Source organism: Flavobacterium gelidicaeli (assembly GCF_013294005.1).
In the GTDB taxonomy this organism is placed as follows: domain Bacteria; phylum Bacteroidota; class Bacteroidia; order Flavobacteriales; family Flavobacteriaceae; genus Flavobacterium.
Genome location: NZ_JABSNK010000005.1, coordinates 118,181 through 134,015, shown reverse-complemented (window position 1 = coordinate 134,015; position 15,835 = coordinate 118,181). Strand labels below are relative to the sequence as shown.

The following is a 15,835-nucleotide window of genomic DNA, read 5'->3' as shown; positions in this document are numbered from 1 at the left end:
TACAAATACAAAAAAAATGCTGATAAATTCCTCTTTGAGGTTTCTATCAGCATTTTTAAATATAAAATTATTGTTTAATATTTCTTTCTCATTGCGGCTTCATAATTAGCATTGATTTTTTCCCAGTTGATTACGGTAAAGAAAGAATCAATATAGTTTTTTCGGCGGTATTGGTATCCTAAATAATAAGCATGCTCCCACAAATCTAAAGCTAGAATAGGTGTTCCAGGAACAACAGCATTTCTCATTAAGGGATTGTCTTGATTTTGAGTGCTGGTTATTTTTAATTTCCCGTATTTATCAACGACTAAAAACGTCCAAGCAGAACCAAACTGACTCGTAGCTTCGTTTTTAAAAGCATTTTCAAAGTTACTAAAAGAACCAAAATCTCTTTTAATTACTCCTGCAAGCGTATCAATTGCAACACCACCTGTATCGGGTGCCATTGATTTCCAGTACAAACTATGGTTGTAATAACCACCAGCGTTATTCCTTAATTCGGTGTCTTTTAAGTCTAATTTTGCTAGAATGTTTTCTATAGACTGATTTTCATATGGCGTTCCTGCAATGGCTTTGTTTAAGTCATTAGTGTAGGTTAAATAATGTTTAGAATAGTGTGTTTCTAAAGTTAGTGGAGAAACAGTAGGAGCTAAGGCGTCATAATTATATTCCAATTTTTCTACCTGAAAAGAACCTTGCGCTGCTTTTACATCTTCAGGAAAACCTATAGATACTTTTTCTTGAGCAGTGGGCAATGGAACTTCAACTACTTCTGTTAGTTTTTTGTCTTGACAAGAAAATAAAACAGTCATAGTTGCTAAAGCGGATAATATATAAGCATTATTTTTCATGGATAGTGCTATTTTTTTAAAATGGAATTTATTAAGTCTATGTAATGCTCTTTAGCTTCATTGGCAGATAGGTGACTTATTTGCATCCATGCATTAGTTTTAAACGCATCTCTCAAATGATAGTTAGATGTCTGTCTTGGTTCTAAAGTACCCAAAGTAGCCTGTTTGTAATAAGCATAGAGACGCAGTTGCACATCTTGCGGTAAAGATGCTTGAGTCATCAATGAAGCGCTATTTACGGCCTCTTGAAATTGAGTGTTTAAATCTATTTCATTCATTATTTTTTAGTTGCAATAATTGTTTTTCCACCAATGGCTTTTTGGTTAAGTACCACATCAATGGGTGTACCTAATGGCAAAAAGATATCAACTCGTGAACCAAATTTAATAAAACCGGCATCAGTACCTTGAACAACTTGCATTCCTTCCTGAGCGTAATTCACAATACGACGCGCTAATGCACCAGCTATTTGACGGTATAAAATAGCGCCAAAAGTATTGTTTTCAACCACTACAGTAGTTCTTTCGTTTTCTTCACTTGCTTTTGGGTGCCAAGCAACCAAAAATTTACCAGGATGGTATTTACTGAATTTTACAAGTCCGCTTATTGCGTAACGAGTAACGTGTACATTTATAGGAGACATGAAAATAGAAACCTGAATGCGTTTGTCTTTAAAGTATTCTCCTTCATAAACCTCTTCAATTACCACAACTTTACCATCTACAGGTGCTAAAATTTGGTTCTCATTTATTATCGCTACTCTTTTCGGATTTCTGAAAAATTGTAAAATGATAATCAAAATTAACAGCGCACCGATTTGAATTGCCATTTTAAGCCAATTATTGTCAATGAAATAATCAGAAATTAATAGTGCAACCACCATAAAAATAATTCCTAATAAGATAGTCTTGGTTCCTTCTTTATGAAACATAATTTAAAATTTGATAAAATAAAAATACAATTGGTGCTACAAATATAACACTATCTAGTCGATCTAGTACGCCTCCGTGGCCTGGCATTATTTTCCCGCTGTCTTTTACGCCAGCTACTCTTTTAAATTTGGATTCGATTAAATCACCAATTGTTCCAAAAACACCAACAATTATGGCAATAACAATCCAAATATAGATGTTTCCTTCTGCAATTTCGATGTAATACTTAGAAATGAAATAACTTACTACTACTGCAAAAAATACTCCGCCTACAAAGCCTTCTATAGTTTTTTTAGGAGAAATGCGTTCAAATAACTTTGTTTTTCCAATAGACTTACCCACAATATAGGCAAAGGTGTCATTTGTCCAAATAAGAATAAAGATACTTATTAGTATTTTTGGATTGTATCCGTCTTTTCCAAAAGGGATTTTAGTGATAATAATAAAAGGAAGAATGATGTATCCTATTAAATAGACATATTTAGAAAAGGAATCAATCTTTATGGCTTTATTATCGAAAAGAAAGTGCATGCATTTTATAAATACAAACAAAGTTGAAAACAATAGTGTTAAATCAAATGTTTTGCTAAAGCGAAATTCAAACAAAGGACTACTGCTAGTAGCGAAGCTAATCATATAAAACAATCCAAAAGAAGCTGCAGCTAACAGTATAGGGATAACTTTGTTGATTTGTACTAAATTACAAAATTCATAAGTTGCTATAAGTAAGAACGCCCCGAAAAGAGCAAAAAAGCTATCAGTTGAATATAGAATAGAAGCGATTAGTAAAATAATATATACTGCTCCTGATATAGATCTCTTTAAAGTTTCATTCATTCTAAAGGTCTTCTAAAAGCAATAAATAAAGATTCTTAGGGGAGCTACCGTACTGAGTAAAGTCTTCCTCTTTTGCTTTTTCAAAATATTTTATTGCAGTTATATTGGTAGGGTAATCCCTTTCATATTTCTTTTTTATAGCAGTAAGGCCATCGCTCTTAATAGCAAGCATTTGGCTTGTAGTAGCATAAACTACAATGTTTGTGGGTAATTCGTTTGGTTTGTGTTGCTTAATTTGCTTTGATGAAAAAAGTATAGAACCTTCTTCAGCAATTAAGCTTTCGCAACTAGTAAAAAGAAACTTAGGATTAGATGCCATTCCGTAGGTAAGTTTGTTTTCGTCTAGTAAACCATAAAGCTTTGGATCATAGCATAGGACTTGGCTTTCAAACCAATCATTCTCTGCTAAGATATTTTCAAACTGTTCTTTTAATTCTTCAATGTTTTCACAATATAAAAATTTACCACCGTTCTTTTTAAAATGATAGATAAATTGCTCATCTATAGACATGTTATTAAAAGTGGAAGTTTCTTGTTCTTCTCTTTCTCTTTCCTCATCTGAAGCCGAACTACTAGAACCGAAAAATTTTCTAAAAAGACTCATATATCCTGAAGGTACTTTATATATTATTTGAAACGTCCAAAGATAAAAAAATCTTAATTCAAAAGAGACTTTTGAATTAAGATTTTATAAATATTTAAATTATAATGTATTTTTTAAGACACTACTTCTTCTAGATTGTCATCAAAAGTTCGTTTTCCAAAAATAGCTTCTAGATCATCTTTAAAGATTACTTCTTTTTCGATTAAGATATCAGCTAATTGATTTAATTTATCTTTGTTCTCTTCTAGAATTGCAATCGCTCTTTGGTACTGACCTTCAATAAGTAATGAAATCTCAGTGTCTATAACTTTTGCTGTTTCTTCAGAATATGGTTTAGATAAGTTATACTCACTTTGACCTGTTGAGTCGTAATAAGTAACGTTTCCTATTTTGTCATTCAATCCATAAATAGTTACCATCGCTCTTGCTTGTTTGGTTACTTTTTCTAAATCACTCAATGCACCAGTAGAAATACGGTCAAAAGTTACTTTTTCAGCAGCTCTTCCACCCATAGTAGCACACATTTCGTCTAGCATTTGATCAGGACGAACAATTTGACGCTCTTCGGGTAAGTACCATGCAGCACCTAAACTTTGACCTCTAGGAACAATAGTTACTTTAATTAATGGTGCAGCATGCTCTAACATCCAACTTACAGTTGCGTGTCCTGCTTCGTGAATAGCAATTGCTTTTTTCTCATCAGGAGAGATAATTTTATTTTTCTTTTCTAATCCACCAACAATTCTGTCAACAGCATCTAAGAAATCTTGCTTGTCTACAGCAGTTTTGTTATAACGTGCTGCAATAAGCGCTGCTTCATTACACAAGTTGGCAATATCAGCACCAGAGAAACCTGGAGTTTGTTTTGCTAAAAAGTCTAAATCTAAGCCTTCTACTTTTTTTAATGGCGCTAAGTGAACTTTGAAAATTTCAGCTCGCTCGCGAATGTCTGGTAAGTCAACAAAAATTTGTCTGTCAAAACGACCGGCACGCATTAATGCTTTGTCTAAAACATCGGCTCTATTGGTTGCAGCAAGTACAATTACATTAGAATTAGTCCCAAAACCGTCCATTTCAGTAAGTAGTTGGTTAAGCGTGTTTTCTCTTTCGTCATTACCACCTGACATATTACTTTTTCCTCTTGCTCTACCTACAGCGTCAATTTCATCAATAAAAATGATAGCAGGAGATTTTTCTTTGGCTTGTTTGAATAAATCACGTACACGTGACGCTCCAACACCTACAAACATTTCAACAAAGTCAGAACCTGATAATGAAAAGAAAGGTACTTGTGCTTCACCAGCAACGGCTTTAGCTAATAATGTTTTTCCTGTTCCAGGAGGTCCTACTAATAAAGCTCCTTTTGGAATTTTACCTCCAAGATTGGTGTATTTTTCAGGATTTTTCAAGAATTCTACAATCTCTTGTATTTCCTCTTTGGCACCTTCTAATCCAGCTACATCTTTAAAAGTGGTTTTGATATCGGTTTTCTCATCAAAAAGTTTTGCTTTTGATTTTCCAATATTAAATATTTGCCCACCACCTCCAGCGCCTCCGCCAGACATTTTGCGCATGATAAAAATCCATACTCCAATAATGATAATAATTGGTAACAAGCTAATAAGTAGGTCAGACCAGTTGCTTTTTGCTTGAAAATTAAATTCTTTTAATTTCCCTTCAGTAACTGCTTTCTCTAATTTAGTTTGAAAAATTTCATCATTACCAATGTCAAAAGTATATTGAGGTCCTTTGTTAGGACGGTCAAAAATATCTTTTGCAACTTTTTGATGTTCTTTAAGTTTTAAAGATTCAGGTTTTAAAAAAACTTCGGCTTCAACTTTATTATAAACGATTACTTTTTCAATTTGCCCTTTTTCTAAATAAACATTAAATTTAGAAGAAGTCAATTGAGAGGGTTCTTGTAAACTTGAGCTACCTGTTAAGAAGCTTATGAATAGAAAAATTAGTAAGATAGCAGTATAAACTAGCCACGGACTTACTTTAAACTTGTTAGGGTTTGGATTATTATCTTTAGCCATTAGGTATGTTTTTCTTTAGTATTTGTTTTCTATTGTAGTGATTTTTGCATCTCCCCACAAACTTTCAATATTGTAGTATTCTCTAATTTGTTTTTGAAATACGTGTACTACGATATTTACATAATCCATAAGAACCCACTCAGCATTGTCTGATCCTTCAACATGCCATGGCTTGTCTTTTAATTCTTTTGATACTGTTTTTTGTATAGAGTTAACAATTGCGTTTACTTGTGTATTTGAATTACCATTGCAAATAACATAATAATCACAAACAGCTGTATCTATTTCTCTTAAATCTAGAATGCTAATGTCATTTCCTTTTACTTCTTCTATCCCCTTAATGATGTTTGCTAATAAGTCATCATTATTTATCGTCTTTTTTGCCATGAAATTTTTTTATATAAGTTGGTAAAGTTACCATTTTTTGTGATTATTTTTGCCCCTTAACAAAATATTAAATTCTGTTTCACAAATTATAGTCAATGAAACTAATCAAACTCGATGCCATAGATTCTACAAATGATTTTCTAAAAGGGTTAGCTAATAAGCAATACCTAGAAAATTTTACAATTGTAACTGCCGAAAGTCAAACAAAAGGTAAAGGTCAAATGGGGTCAGTATGGATATCCGAAAAAGGTAAAAATCTAACAATGAGTGTTTTTGTTAAAGATAGTTTGACTGTTTTAAACCAAATATATAGTTTGAATATTGCTGTAGCATTAGCAGTAGTTCAGGCATTAGAAACTTTTGATATTCCGCAATTAAGCATAAAGTGGCCAAACGACATAATGTCATATAATTACAAAATTGGCGGAATATTAATTGAAAATAGCATTAAAAATGACGGTTCTGTAAGTTCAGTGATTGGTATTGGATTAAATATTAATCAAATTAATTTTGAAAACCTCCCTAAAGGAGCTTCTTTGGCTGTATTATGTAACCGCCAATTTGATAAGCATCAAATTTTATTAAAAATTATAAATGTACTAAAGGATAATGTAGTCTTGTTGAATAAAGAACCTGATTTATTATGGAAGGAATATTTAAAGCTTTTGTTTAAAAAAGGATTGCCGATGCCTTTTAAAGATAACTTAGATAAAAATTTTATGGGAATCATTCAAGGCGTATCGGAATTTGGAAAATTGCAGTTGCTTCTCGAAGACGATACGGTAGCAGAATATAATATCAAAGAAATTCAAATGTTATACTAAAAAAAAAGCCCCTTTTAAAACTTGTTTAAAAGGGGCTTTTATTTTAATGGAGGGAATTATAATTTCCCCATATTTGTTGCAAGTGTTTCAATGAATTTTCCAATAGGGCCTTTAATCATCATGGCCATCATTGGATTGAAATCTCCTTCAAAATCAAGTTTAACTTCACTTGTAGCATCTGATAAGCGATCAATGTTAGTAACTAATGTAAAAGGTAGTTTATCGCTAGCTGCACCTAAAGTGATTTTACTAGGAGCTACTTTTTCTTTCATTTTTAATTTGATTTCTGGCATTCCTTTTAATCCAAAAATAAAAGCATCGGCTCCAATTACTTCAAATTTAGCGATATTGTCCGGCATTAATTTTTCAAAGTTTTTCACATCAGTCAATAAATCAAATAATTCTTCTGCTGATTTTTGAACAGTAACTTTTGGACTTTGTAAGTTCATATTTTTATTATTTATTTTGTTTCATTATTCCAAGTAGAAGGAGTTACGCTCCATTCTCTAAGAGTTTCTTCTTCTTTTTCAGTAATATAACTTTTTGCTACAGCTAAATTCAGTAAATTTTGATAGTTGCTTAAAGTATACAAATCAATTTTAGCATCTTTAAAGTTTTTTTCTGCAATCTCAAAGCCATAAGTGAATATTGCTGCCATACCTTTAATATTTGCACCAGCTGCACGCAAAGCTTCAACGGCATTCAAGCTACTAGTTCCAGTGCTAATAAGGTCTTCAACGACAACAACGTTTTGCCCTTTTTGTAAAAAACCTTCCACTTGATTTTGGCGACCGTGCTTTTTTGCTTCTGGACGCACATACACAAAAGGTAGTCCCATACTCTCTGCAACAAGCATACCAATTCCTATTGCTCCAGTAGCAACTCCAGCAATAACATCTGGTTTTCCAAATTGTTTTTCTATATGTTTAGAAAATTCATCTCTAACGTAATTTCTTATCGGTGGAAATGAGAGAATTAGCCTGTTATCACAATAAATAGGTGATTTCCATCCAGAAGCCCATGTAAAAGGATTTCCTGGATTCAATTTAATTGCATTTATTTGCAAAAGCAATTCGGCTGTTTTTTCGGCAGTATCTTTATTAAAAATCATAGTACAAATGTATAAAGTTTTTGTGAACGACAAACCACTTTTTTTGACAAATAAAATTTCAAAAGAAACAGATTTTCAATTGTTTTTATTGGAAAGCATTGATATAAAGCAACTTATCGTAAAAATGTTTCAAAATAAAATTCAAAAAGCCTACCTGTATCATCCTGATGATAAGGAGATTATGAAAACTTTGAAGTCAAAAATTCCTGTTAATAAAGCGGGAGGTGGCCTGGTATATAATAAAAAAGGAGAAGTCTTATTTATTTTTAGAAATGGAAAATGGGATTTGCCTAAAGGCGGAATAGAAAAAGGGGAGGAAATTGAGGATACTGCTATGCGTGAAGTAGAGGAGGAGACTGGTGTTAACCAACTTAGGATTGTGAGGAAACTTCAAAAAACCTATCACGTTTTTAAACGTAATGGAGTTCATAAGCTGAAAATTACTCATTGGTTCGAAATGCATTCAGACTTTGAAGGCACGCCACAAGGACAATTAGATGAGGGAATAGAAAAAGTGGCTTGGTTTAGTCCAGAGGAAATTCCAGAGATTTTAAAAAACTCTTATGAGAATATTAAATTATTATTTGAAGAAGAAGAAGGTATAAAACACCCTTCGGAATAAAAATAGATAGCTTTAGCACGTAGCTTATTTCTTAAAAAGGTTGGTAGTCGTAAAGATTATTAACCTTTTTTGTGTTTTATATTATAAAAATCATGCCAACCCTCGTCTAACAATTTTGACTACCTTTGCGCAAATTATAAAAATGAATTCTACACACCATTCCAATAACATACTTTTAAATTTAGGCATAGAAAGCTTGAATGAAATGCAAGAAGTAGCCCAAGATGCCATATTAAATGATAATAATGTATTGTTATTATCACCTACAGGTTCAGGTAAAACTTTAGCCTTTTTATTACCTGTATTAGAGTTATTGCAGCCTGAAATTTTATCTGTTCAATGTTTAATATTAGTTCCTTCAAGAGAATTAGGATTACAGATAGAGCAGGTTTGGAAAAAAATGGGAACTACTTATAAAGTCAACGTATGTTATGGAGGTCACTCCATTGATACTGAAATAAAAAACTTGAGTAATCCTCCAGCAGTATTAATAGGAACTCCGGGTCGTATTGCGGACCATATTGATAGAGGAACTTTTAGATTAGATAAAGTACAAACGCTAGTTCTCGATGAGTTTGATAAATCATTGCAGTTGGGTTTTCATGAGCAAATGTCGTTTATCATTGGCAAATTAAGCAAGTTAAATAAACGTGTTTTGGTTTCGGCAACTTCTGATATTGAGATTCCCAAATACACTAGGGTAGTGAACCCAACCATTCTTGATTTTATTCCGGAACATATTGAAGAAACAAATTTAGCGATGAAGCTGGTTGTTTCTAAAGAAAAGGATAAAATGGGTACCTTATTCAACTTGATTTGTTCTTTAAAGTCAGAATCAGCTATTGTTTTTTGTAACCATAGAGATGCTGCAGAGCGCATTAGTGATACGCTGAATGAAAAAGGAATTTATGCTACCTATTATCATGGTGGTATGGACCAAGATGAGCGTGAGCGTGCATTAATTCAATTTAGAAACGGTAGTGTAAGTTACTTGATTACTACTGATCTTGCGGCACGTGGATTAGATATTCCTGAGATGAACCACGTGATTCATTACCATTTACCTTCAAAAGAAGATGAGTTTACGCATAGAAATGGTCGTACAGCGCGTATGACTGCTTCTGGAACAGCTTATATTATAACTCATGAAAGTGAGAAAAAAATGGATTATATTGATTACGGAATGACCTCTGTAAGTATCGAAAATGCCACAGGCTTGCCGAAGCCACCGCAATATCAAACGATATACATTAGTGGTGGTAAGAAAAATAAATTAAATAAAATTGACATAGTAGGTTTCTTTTCTCAGAAAGGGCAACTTGAAAAAGGAGATTTAGGATTGATAGAAGTAAAAGATTTTATTTCGTTTGCTGCAGTTAAATTTTCAAAAGTAAAAGATTTATTGCATAATATTAAAGATCAAAAAATGAAAGGCAAGAAATTCAAAATTGAAGTTGCTAGAAAAGTTATTAAAAAAGAAGAGGAATAATTATGCAAATGTTTTAAATATAATTTTCCTGCTGATTTCGGTTTTTATCGAAAGTAAAGTTCGAAATATAAATGAAAAAATCGTTAATAGTAAAAATGTATTTACTATTAACGATTTTTTGTATTTGATTCATTGGGGTAATTAAAATATAATGCAAGTATGTTAAATTTTTCAAGTATTAATTTTTAGAGATAGTTTTATTTGTAATATCATAATCTAGGCTTCGTTTTAATAATTTTATAATAACATAAAATTGTATAAATAGAGGTTTTATTCGTTGTTTTTGGCTGTTTTATTGCTTTTTTAGAGGCTATTTTAGATTTTGTTTAAAATTTTTTCACGTAATAACTTTAAAAAATCAAAATATTAATCTATTTTGCCGTCTCTAAAGCTTAATTAAATGTTAAAATAAATTCAACTTACCGCTATACTTAGAATATAATAACCAATAAACCCCAAATACACCTATGAGAACGAACTTTATATTGCTACTATTCCTATCTGTTTCATTTGCAGGATTTGCACAAAAAGACCAAATTAAAGATGCGCAAAGTCAATTTAAAAACGGCAATTTAAAAGGAGCTTTAGCCATTTTAGAAAAAAGTGAATATTTAATTGTTAATGCAGAGTATGAAGATCAATCTGATTTTTATGATTTAAAAGCAGACGTTTTTAGAGGTCTTGCTGCTAAAAATATTGAAACAGCAGCAAATTTGACTGCTGCAGTAGGAGCTTATAAAGAGTTAATAAGAGCAGAAACACTTTCAGGGAAGTTAAAATATATTGTAAAAGCAAGAGATGGTATAAAGCAAATTAAAGATGATTTTCAAACAAGTGCTTCAAAAGACTTAAAAGCGGATAAATATGCTGATGCAGCTAGAAAGATGTATAGCTTATATGAAGTAGATAAAACCGATACGATAAATTTATATCTCTCTACCTCTTATTTTATGACAGTTAAAGATTATGATTCGGCATTAAAGAATTATAAGGAACTACAAAGTATGAATTATACCGGCCTAGGGATGGAGTATTATGCCGTTAATAAAAAAAGTAATGTTGAAGAACTTTTTTCTTCACCAATAGATAGAGATGCTTATGTTAAAGCAGGGTCTCATGAAAAACCTAGGAATGTTAGAGCTACATCTAAGAAGACTGAAATATATCGTAATTTAGCTTACATATATAGTGAAAAAGGGAACTTGAATGCTGCTGAAAATTTGTATAAGCAAATGATTGTTTTTAATCCTAAATTTATAGAACCTTATCTAGATTTAGCTTATTTAAATCTTGATAAGAAGAAAGAATTAAGTGATAAAATGAGTGTTTTAGGAACATCACCAAGTGATATGGAAACTTATGATAAATTAAAAGTGCAAATGGATGCTGATGTAAAAGAGGCTATTTCATATTTAGAAAAAGCAAATGCTATTGAACCCAAAAATGAAAAGGTATCTGATTTATTACTTAAGCTATATCGCTCAATGGATTTAATAGTAGAATATAACGCGCTTAAAGCAAGAATTTAATTTTTTGTTTTAAACTTGAAATAAAAAAGCCCTGCAATTTTTGAATTGCAGGGCTTTTTTGATTTTTATAATAGTTGGAATTTATTTCAAACTTCCCACCATATCTTCAGGTTTAACCCATGCGTCAAAATCTTCGGCAGTTACATATCCTAAACGTACTGACTCTTCTTTAAGAGTTGTTCCGTTCTTATGAGCTGTTTGAGCAATTTCTGCAGCTTTGTAGTATCCTATTTTTGTATTTAATGCAGTAACTAACATTAATGAATTATCAACTAATTCTTTAATACGTTTGTAGTTTGGTTCAATACCTTGAGCACAGTGCTCGTCAAATGACATACAAGCATCTCCTAATAAACGAGCAGATTGCAAGAAATTTGCAGCCATAACTGGTTTGAAAACATTTAACTCATAATGTCCTTGCATACCGCCTACAGTGATCGCAACATCGTTACCCATTACTTGAGCACAAACCATAGTTAAAGCCTCACATTGCGTAGGGTTTACTTTTCCTGGCATGATAGAGGAACCTGGTTCATTTTCTGGAATAATTAATTCTCCAATTCCTGAACGAGGACCAGAGGCTAACATACGAATGTCATTAGCTATTTTATTTAAAGAAACGGCTAATTGTTTTAAAGCACCATGCGATTCTACGATAGCATCGTGAGCAGCTAATGCTTCAAATTTATTCTCTGCAGTTACAAATGGATGTCCTGTGAATTCAGCAATGTATTTTGCCACAGTTACATCATAACCAGCAGGAGTGTTTAATCCGGTTCCTACTGCAGTTCCACCTAAAGCTACTTCAGATAAATGTGCTAAGGTGTTTTTTACTGCTTTTATACCGTAAGTCAATTGTGCTGCATATCCAGACAGTTCTTGTCCTAATGTAAGTGGTGTAGCATCCATAAGGTGCGTACGACCTATTTTTACCACGTTTTTAAATTCGGTTGCTTTTGCGTGTAATGTGTCTCTTAATTTTTCTACACCAGGAATCGTTACTTCTACAATTGCTTTGTAAGCTGCAATGTGCATTCCAGTTGGGAAAGTATCGTTAGATGACTGTGATTTGTTTACATCATCATTAGCTTTGATGAATTGTTCGCCTTCTCCAATTTCAAAACCTTTAAGTACTTGAGCACGGTTTGCAACTACTTCATTAACGTTCATGTTACTTTGTGTACCTGAACCTGTTTGCCAGATAACTAATGGAAATTGGTCTGCTAATTTACCAGCAAGTATTTCGTCACAAACTGCAGCAATTGCATCACGTTTTTCAACGGGTAGTACTCCTAAGTCACAGTTAGCATAAGCAGCTGCTTTTTTTAAGTATGCAAAACCTTCTATGATTTCTTTTGGCATAGAAGCAGAAGGACCTATTTTAAAATTGTTTCTAGAACGTTCAGTTTGTGCTCCCCAATACTTATCGGCTGGTACTTGTACTTCACCCATGGTGTCTTTTTCTATTCTGAATTTCATTTTATAATTTGTTTGTGTTATTATTTTATTGTGAAATTGATGCGTTATTATGTTTTTGTGGCCTAGCCCAGATAGTAGCGGTATCCCACGCTTTTTTGCGTGGATATAGCGGATAGCTGGAAATAGCTCCTAAACTTTCATCAAAAATACGGATAAATACCATTTTATGAAAATTGGTGGATAGTTTTTATAATTTTTTATTGCTAGGGTTGGATATTAAACTTACATTTGTGGCTACATTCAAAAATTCCGGAAAACATGTTTGAATTTTCACAGTATTTAGGCTTTTTACTTTTTCTAACCATCCTTACATTAGGGTTTTGGTTAATGTTCTTTTTAGTTAGTTTCGTATCTTATTGGATAGGTGGCGCAACTTGGGAAGCATACAAAGAAAAAAAAGCTAAAAAGAAGCAAGAGCAACAAGCTATATAATTAGTTTGTTACCAATAAAAGGACTCGATAACGGGTCCTTTTTTTTATGCCTTTTTTTACGTAAAAAAAATACGGGCTCGTATTGAAACGAACCCGTACTTATCGAATTAATTAACCAAATCAATTTCTGTTTTATCCCGGAAAGCTACCGCCATCTTCGTCACCACCTTTAGGAGCTTCTCTATCTTTATCAGATTTTTTCTTATTGATGCGGTACGTGAATGATAAATTAAATTGTCTTTTTCTAAATTGGAACTCACTGTAATTACTTACTGAAGCCAAATTAGTTTCTGATCTCATCCTGCGTGAGTTAAATATGTCACTTACGTTGAATGCAATCGTTGCTTTGTCTTTTAAGATATCTTTACTTAAAGCAGTATTGATCATGTATTGACCCAAACTTTTTCCTTGTGCTGTATTGCTAGGTCCAAAATACATTCCGCTTAATTGCCATTCTATTTTGTAGGGTAACGTTACGCGAGAGTTCACACGAGTAAACCAAGAAACAGCTTTGTTATCAAGATTTGTGGTCACTGCAATATTTTGTGAATTGATATAAGTAAAATCTCCAGTTGTTTTAGTATCAAACAAGTTAAAGCTACTATTTATTTTCCATGATTTAAAAGGAGAGTAATTTAATGTAAATTCGAATCCAAATTTTTGCTCTTTTCCAATGTTGATAGGAGTGCTTAAAACCACTGGAGTTCCGCCTGTGTTTACTCCATTTACATCTGTAGTGCCACCTACAAAATCACCACTTTCATAACGTACAAATGAGAATACATCAGTGGTTCTTTCAAAGTACATAGAAGTATTAAAAGTGATTTTATCCCAACGTTTGATATAACCTAAGTCAAATTTATCAGTTAATGAAGGATCTAAATCTGGGTTTCCTCTAAAAATATTAATGTTACTTGAAATATTAGGAGTAGGGTCTAAGAAACGTCCTCTAGGTCTTGATAATCGTTTGCTGTAGCTCAACGAAACACCGCTAGCGTCAGATATTTCATAATTGATAAAAGCACTTGGAAAAAACTTATTGTACCTTTTATTGTTGTATTCATTAGTTCCTAATAGGTTAACATCAATATTAGTGTCTTCCCATCTTAAACCAAACAAATAAGAGAATTTATTTATTTTAAAACCATATTGCGTATAAAGTGCGTTGATTTTTTCTTTGTATTCTAGCGTATTCGATAACAGATTACCAATACTATTTCCGTTTTCACTTGAGAAAATGTCATAGCCTTTATTGAGGTTATTAAAATTCCCTTTGTATCCAGCTTCAAACTGACTTCCTTCACCTATAGGTAATACGTAATCTGCTTGAAATTGAAATTGTTTTTGAACTTCATCATTCATTGTAGTACTAAACGACGATTGATCAGGGAAGGTCTCGTTTACAGCAGTAATAATCGAATTGTCTTTATCGTTATTTCTTGAGTACGAACCGTCAACTGTTAATTTGTGGCCTTTGTCATTAAAGTTTTTAATGAAATTAGAAGTGAATTCAAAGTCATTTCCGCTGTCATATCCATTATTCAAACGGTAATTATCGAAAGTGAATTGGCGTGCTTGATCAAAATTTCTATAAGTAACAAGATCCTCATTGTCTCCGCGATTGTCTCTATAACTAATTGCATTTGTCCAGAACGTTGTAGGTGTTATTTCCCACTCAACACCTGTTTTTGTGCTAATTCCTTTTCTTGTGCGTTGTGTATCACGAGTTTCATCTATGAATTTACTAGTAGAACCATCTAGATTGTAATACTCTGAATTTGTTTTACCAGCACCTTCATTTGTTCTATAGCTATATCCTGTAGAAGTGAAATAATTCATCTTCTCAGTTTTGTAATTCAAGTTGGCACTTAAACCGTATGTTTCTGGATATCCTGTAGACGCAATAAATGTTCCGTTAAAACCTTGATTTTTTCCTTTTTTAAGAATGATATTTAAGATTCCGGCACCACCTTCAGCATCGTAACGTGCAGATGGGTTGGTTATAACTTCAACCTTATCAATAGCGTCAGCTGGAATTTGGCGTAAAGCCTCAGCCATATTTAAGGCATTAGAAGGACGACCATCTATAAAAATACGCACATTATCACTACCTCTTAAGCTAACATTTCCTTCTACATCAACAGATACCGAAGGTACATTTTCTAAAACATCACTTACAGTTCCCCCTTTTACAAGCATATCTTGGCCTACATTGTAGACTTTTTTATCAAGTTTAATCTCAACAGTAGATTTCTCTGCACGAATAACCACCTCATTCAATTGAGCAGCATCTTCAACTAAAGCAATAGTACCTAAATTGGTGCTTTCTTTTAGCGCTTGTTTCAATTCGATTGATTTAAAAGAAATGAACTCAATCTTTATAGTATACATTCCTGGAGTAACATCAATGTTAAATTCTCCTTTAGGGTTTGTTATTCCTCCAGCAACTACTTTTTGGTTTTTATTACTAATGAATGTAACCGTTGCGTATTCAAGAGGCTGTTTACTGATTTTTTCAATAACAGTTCCCGTTATTTTAATTTTTTCCATTGCGCCTGGACCTCCAGGTCTACCAGGTCTTTGCTGAGAAAATCCGAACAAAATGCTGAAAAATAAAATAAGAGTCAAATAGTTTTTTAATTGTTGATGCATTATAATTGTTTTTGATTACTTGGGTATGATTGCAAAAAACAGATAAG

At 32.6% G+C, this 15,835-nt stretch carries 16 protein-coding genes; 5 read left to right on the top strand and 11 right to left on the bottom strand.

The annotated features are described in order from the left end of the window. Window positions 1-74 precede the first annotated feature (74 nt). The 7 genes from HNP99_RS09335 to rsfS all read right to left on the bottom strand — a co-directional run bounded on the left by HNP99_RS09335 (window position 75) and on the right by rsfS (window position 5,650). Entirely contained in the window at window positions 75-851 is a 777-nt protein-coding gene (locus HNP99_RS09335; protein ID WP_173853107.1) for a superoxide dismutase, read from the bottom strand. Between the two features lie 8 nt (window positions 852-859). Continuing rightward, window positions 860-1,129 (bottom strand): acyl-CoA-binding protein, encoded by a 270-nt coding sequence (locus HNP99_RS09330; protein ID WP_173853106.1) that lies wholly within the window; start codon window positions 1,127-1,129, stop codon window positions 860-862. Beyond that, the gene (locus tag HNP99_RS09325; protein ID WP_173853105.1) at window positions 1,129-1,782 is read right to left on the bottom strand and encodes a phosphatidylserine decarboxylase family protein; all 654 of its coding nucleotides are present in this window, start codon (window positions 1,780-1,782) and stop codon (window positions 1,129-1,131) included. Before HNP99_RS09325 ends, HNP99_RS09330 begins: the two co-directional genes overlap by 1 nt. Beyond that, window positions 1,772-2,620, bottom strand: a complete 849-nt coding sequence (locus HNP99_RS09320; protein WP_173853104.1) for a phosphatidate cytidylyltransferase — start codon at window positions 2,618-2,620, stop codon at window positions 1,772-1,774. The genes HNP99_RS09325 and HNP99_RS09320 overlap by 11 nt, the downstream gene beginning before the upstream one ends. Before the next feature lies 1 nt (window position 2,621). Beyond that, the gene (locus HNP99_RS09315; protein WP_173853103.1) at window positions 2,622-3,224 is read right to left on the bottom strand and encodes a lactate utilization protein B/C; all 603 of its coding nucleotides are present in this window, start codon (window positions 3,222-3,224) and stop codon (window positions 2,622-2,624) included. Between the two features lie 113 nt (window positions 3,225-3,337). Further along, entirely contained in the window at window positions 3,338-5,263 is a 1,926-nt protein-coding gene (gene ftsH / locus HNP99_RS09310) for an ATP-dependent zinc metalloprotease FtsH (protein WP_173853102.1), read from the bottom strand. A 15-nt stretch (window positions 5,264-5,278) separates the two neighbouring features. Continuing rightward, the gene (gene rsfS / locus HNP99_RS09305; RefSeq protein WP_173853101.1) at window positions 5,279-5,650 is read right to left on the bottom strand and encodes a ribosome silencing factor; all 372 of its coding nucleotides are present in this window, start codon (window positions 5,648-5,650) and stop codon (window positions 5,279-5,281) included. A 95-nt stretch (window positions 5,651-5,745) separates the two neighbouring features. On the opposite strand from rsfS, the gene HNP99_RS09300 reads away from it, so the two are divergent. Next, window positions 5,746-6,474, top strand: a complete 729-nt coding sequence (locus HNP99_RS09300) for a biotin--[acetyl-CoA-carboxylase] ligase (RefSeq protein ID WP_173853100.1) — start codon at window positions 5,746-5,748, stop codon at window positions 6,472-6,474. A 56-nt stretch (window positions 6,475-6,530) separates the two neighbouring features. Here the strand turns inward: HNP99_RS09300 and HNP99_RS09295 are convergent, their stop codons facing one another. Then, the gene (locus tag HNP99_RS09295; protein ID WP_173853099.1) at window positions 6,531-6,923 is read right to left on the bottom strand and encodes an SRPBCC family protein; all 393 of its coding nucleotides are present in this window, start codon (window positions 6,921-6,923) and stop codon (window positions 6,531-6,533) included. Between the two features lie 11 nt (window positions 6,924-6,934). Further along, window positions 6,935-7,585, bottom strand: coding sequence for an orotate phosphoribosyltransferase (gene pyrE, locus HNP99_RS09290; protein WP_173853098.1), 651 nt, complete (start codon window positions 7,583-7,585; stop codon window positions 6,935-6,937). 7 nt (window positions 7,586-7,592) lie between these two features. Here pyrE and HNP99_RS09285 point away from each other — a divergent pair, with 7 nt between their 5' ends. The 3 genes from HNP99_RS09285 (at window position 7,593) to HNP99_RS09275 (ending at window position 11,225) form a co-directional block, all read left to right on the top strand. Further along, window positions 7,593-8,207, top strand: a complete 615-nt coding sequence (locus HNP99_RS09285; protein WP_173853097.1) for an NUDIX hydrolase — start codon at window positions 7,593-7,595, stop codon at window positions 8,205-8,207. A gap of 142 nt (window positions 8,208-8,349) precedes the next feature. Continuing rightward, entirely contained in the window at window positions 8,350-9,696 is a 1,347-nt protein-coding gene (locus tag HNP99_RS09280) for a DEAD/DEAH box helicase (protein WP_173853096.1), read from the top strand. A gap of 467 nt (window positions 9,697-10,163) precedes the next feature. Continuing rightward, window positions 10,164-11,225 carry a hypothetical protein gene (locus HNP99_RS09275; RefSeq protein ID WP_173853095.1) on the top strand — a complete coding sequence of 354 codons (1,062 nt, stop codon included), beginning with the start codon at window positions 10,164-10,166 and terminating at the stop codon, window positions 11,223-11,225. Window positions 11,226-11,306: 81 nt separating this feature from the next. Here the strand turns inward: HNP99_RS09275 and fumC are convergent, their stop codons facing one another. Then, complete coding sequence (fumC, locus tag HNP99_RS09270; protein ID WP_173853094.1) at window positions 11,307-12,704, bottom strand: class II fumarate hydratase; 1,398 nt, start codon at window positions 12,702-12,704, stop codon at window positions 11,307-11,309. A 258-nt stretch (window positions 12,705-12,962) separates the two neighbouring features. Between fumC and HNP99_RS09265 the strand changes: the two genes are divergently transcribed. Further along, window positions 12,963-13,136 (top strand): hypothetical protein, encoded by a 174-nt coding sequence (locus HNP99_RS09265; RefSeq protein ID WP_173853093.1) that lies wholly within the window; start codon window positions 12,963-12,965, stop codon window positions 13,134-13,136. Window positions 13,137-13,268: 132 nt separating this feature from the next. Here HNP99_RS09265 and HNP99_RS09260 read toward each other — a convergent pair whose 3' ends face one another. Continuing rightward, window positions 13,269-15,788 carry a TonB-dependent receptor gene (locus HNP99_RS09260; RefSeq protein ID WP_173853092.1) on the bottom strand — a complete coding sequence of 840 codons (2,520 nt, stop codon included), beginning with the start codon at window positions 15,786-15,788 and terminating at the stop codon, window positions 13,269-13,271. Window positions 15,789-15,835: the final 47 nt, after the last annotated feature.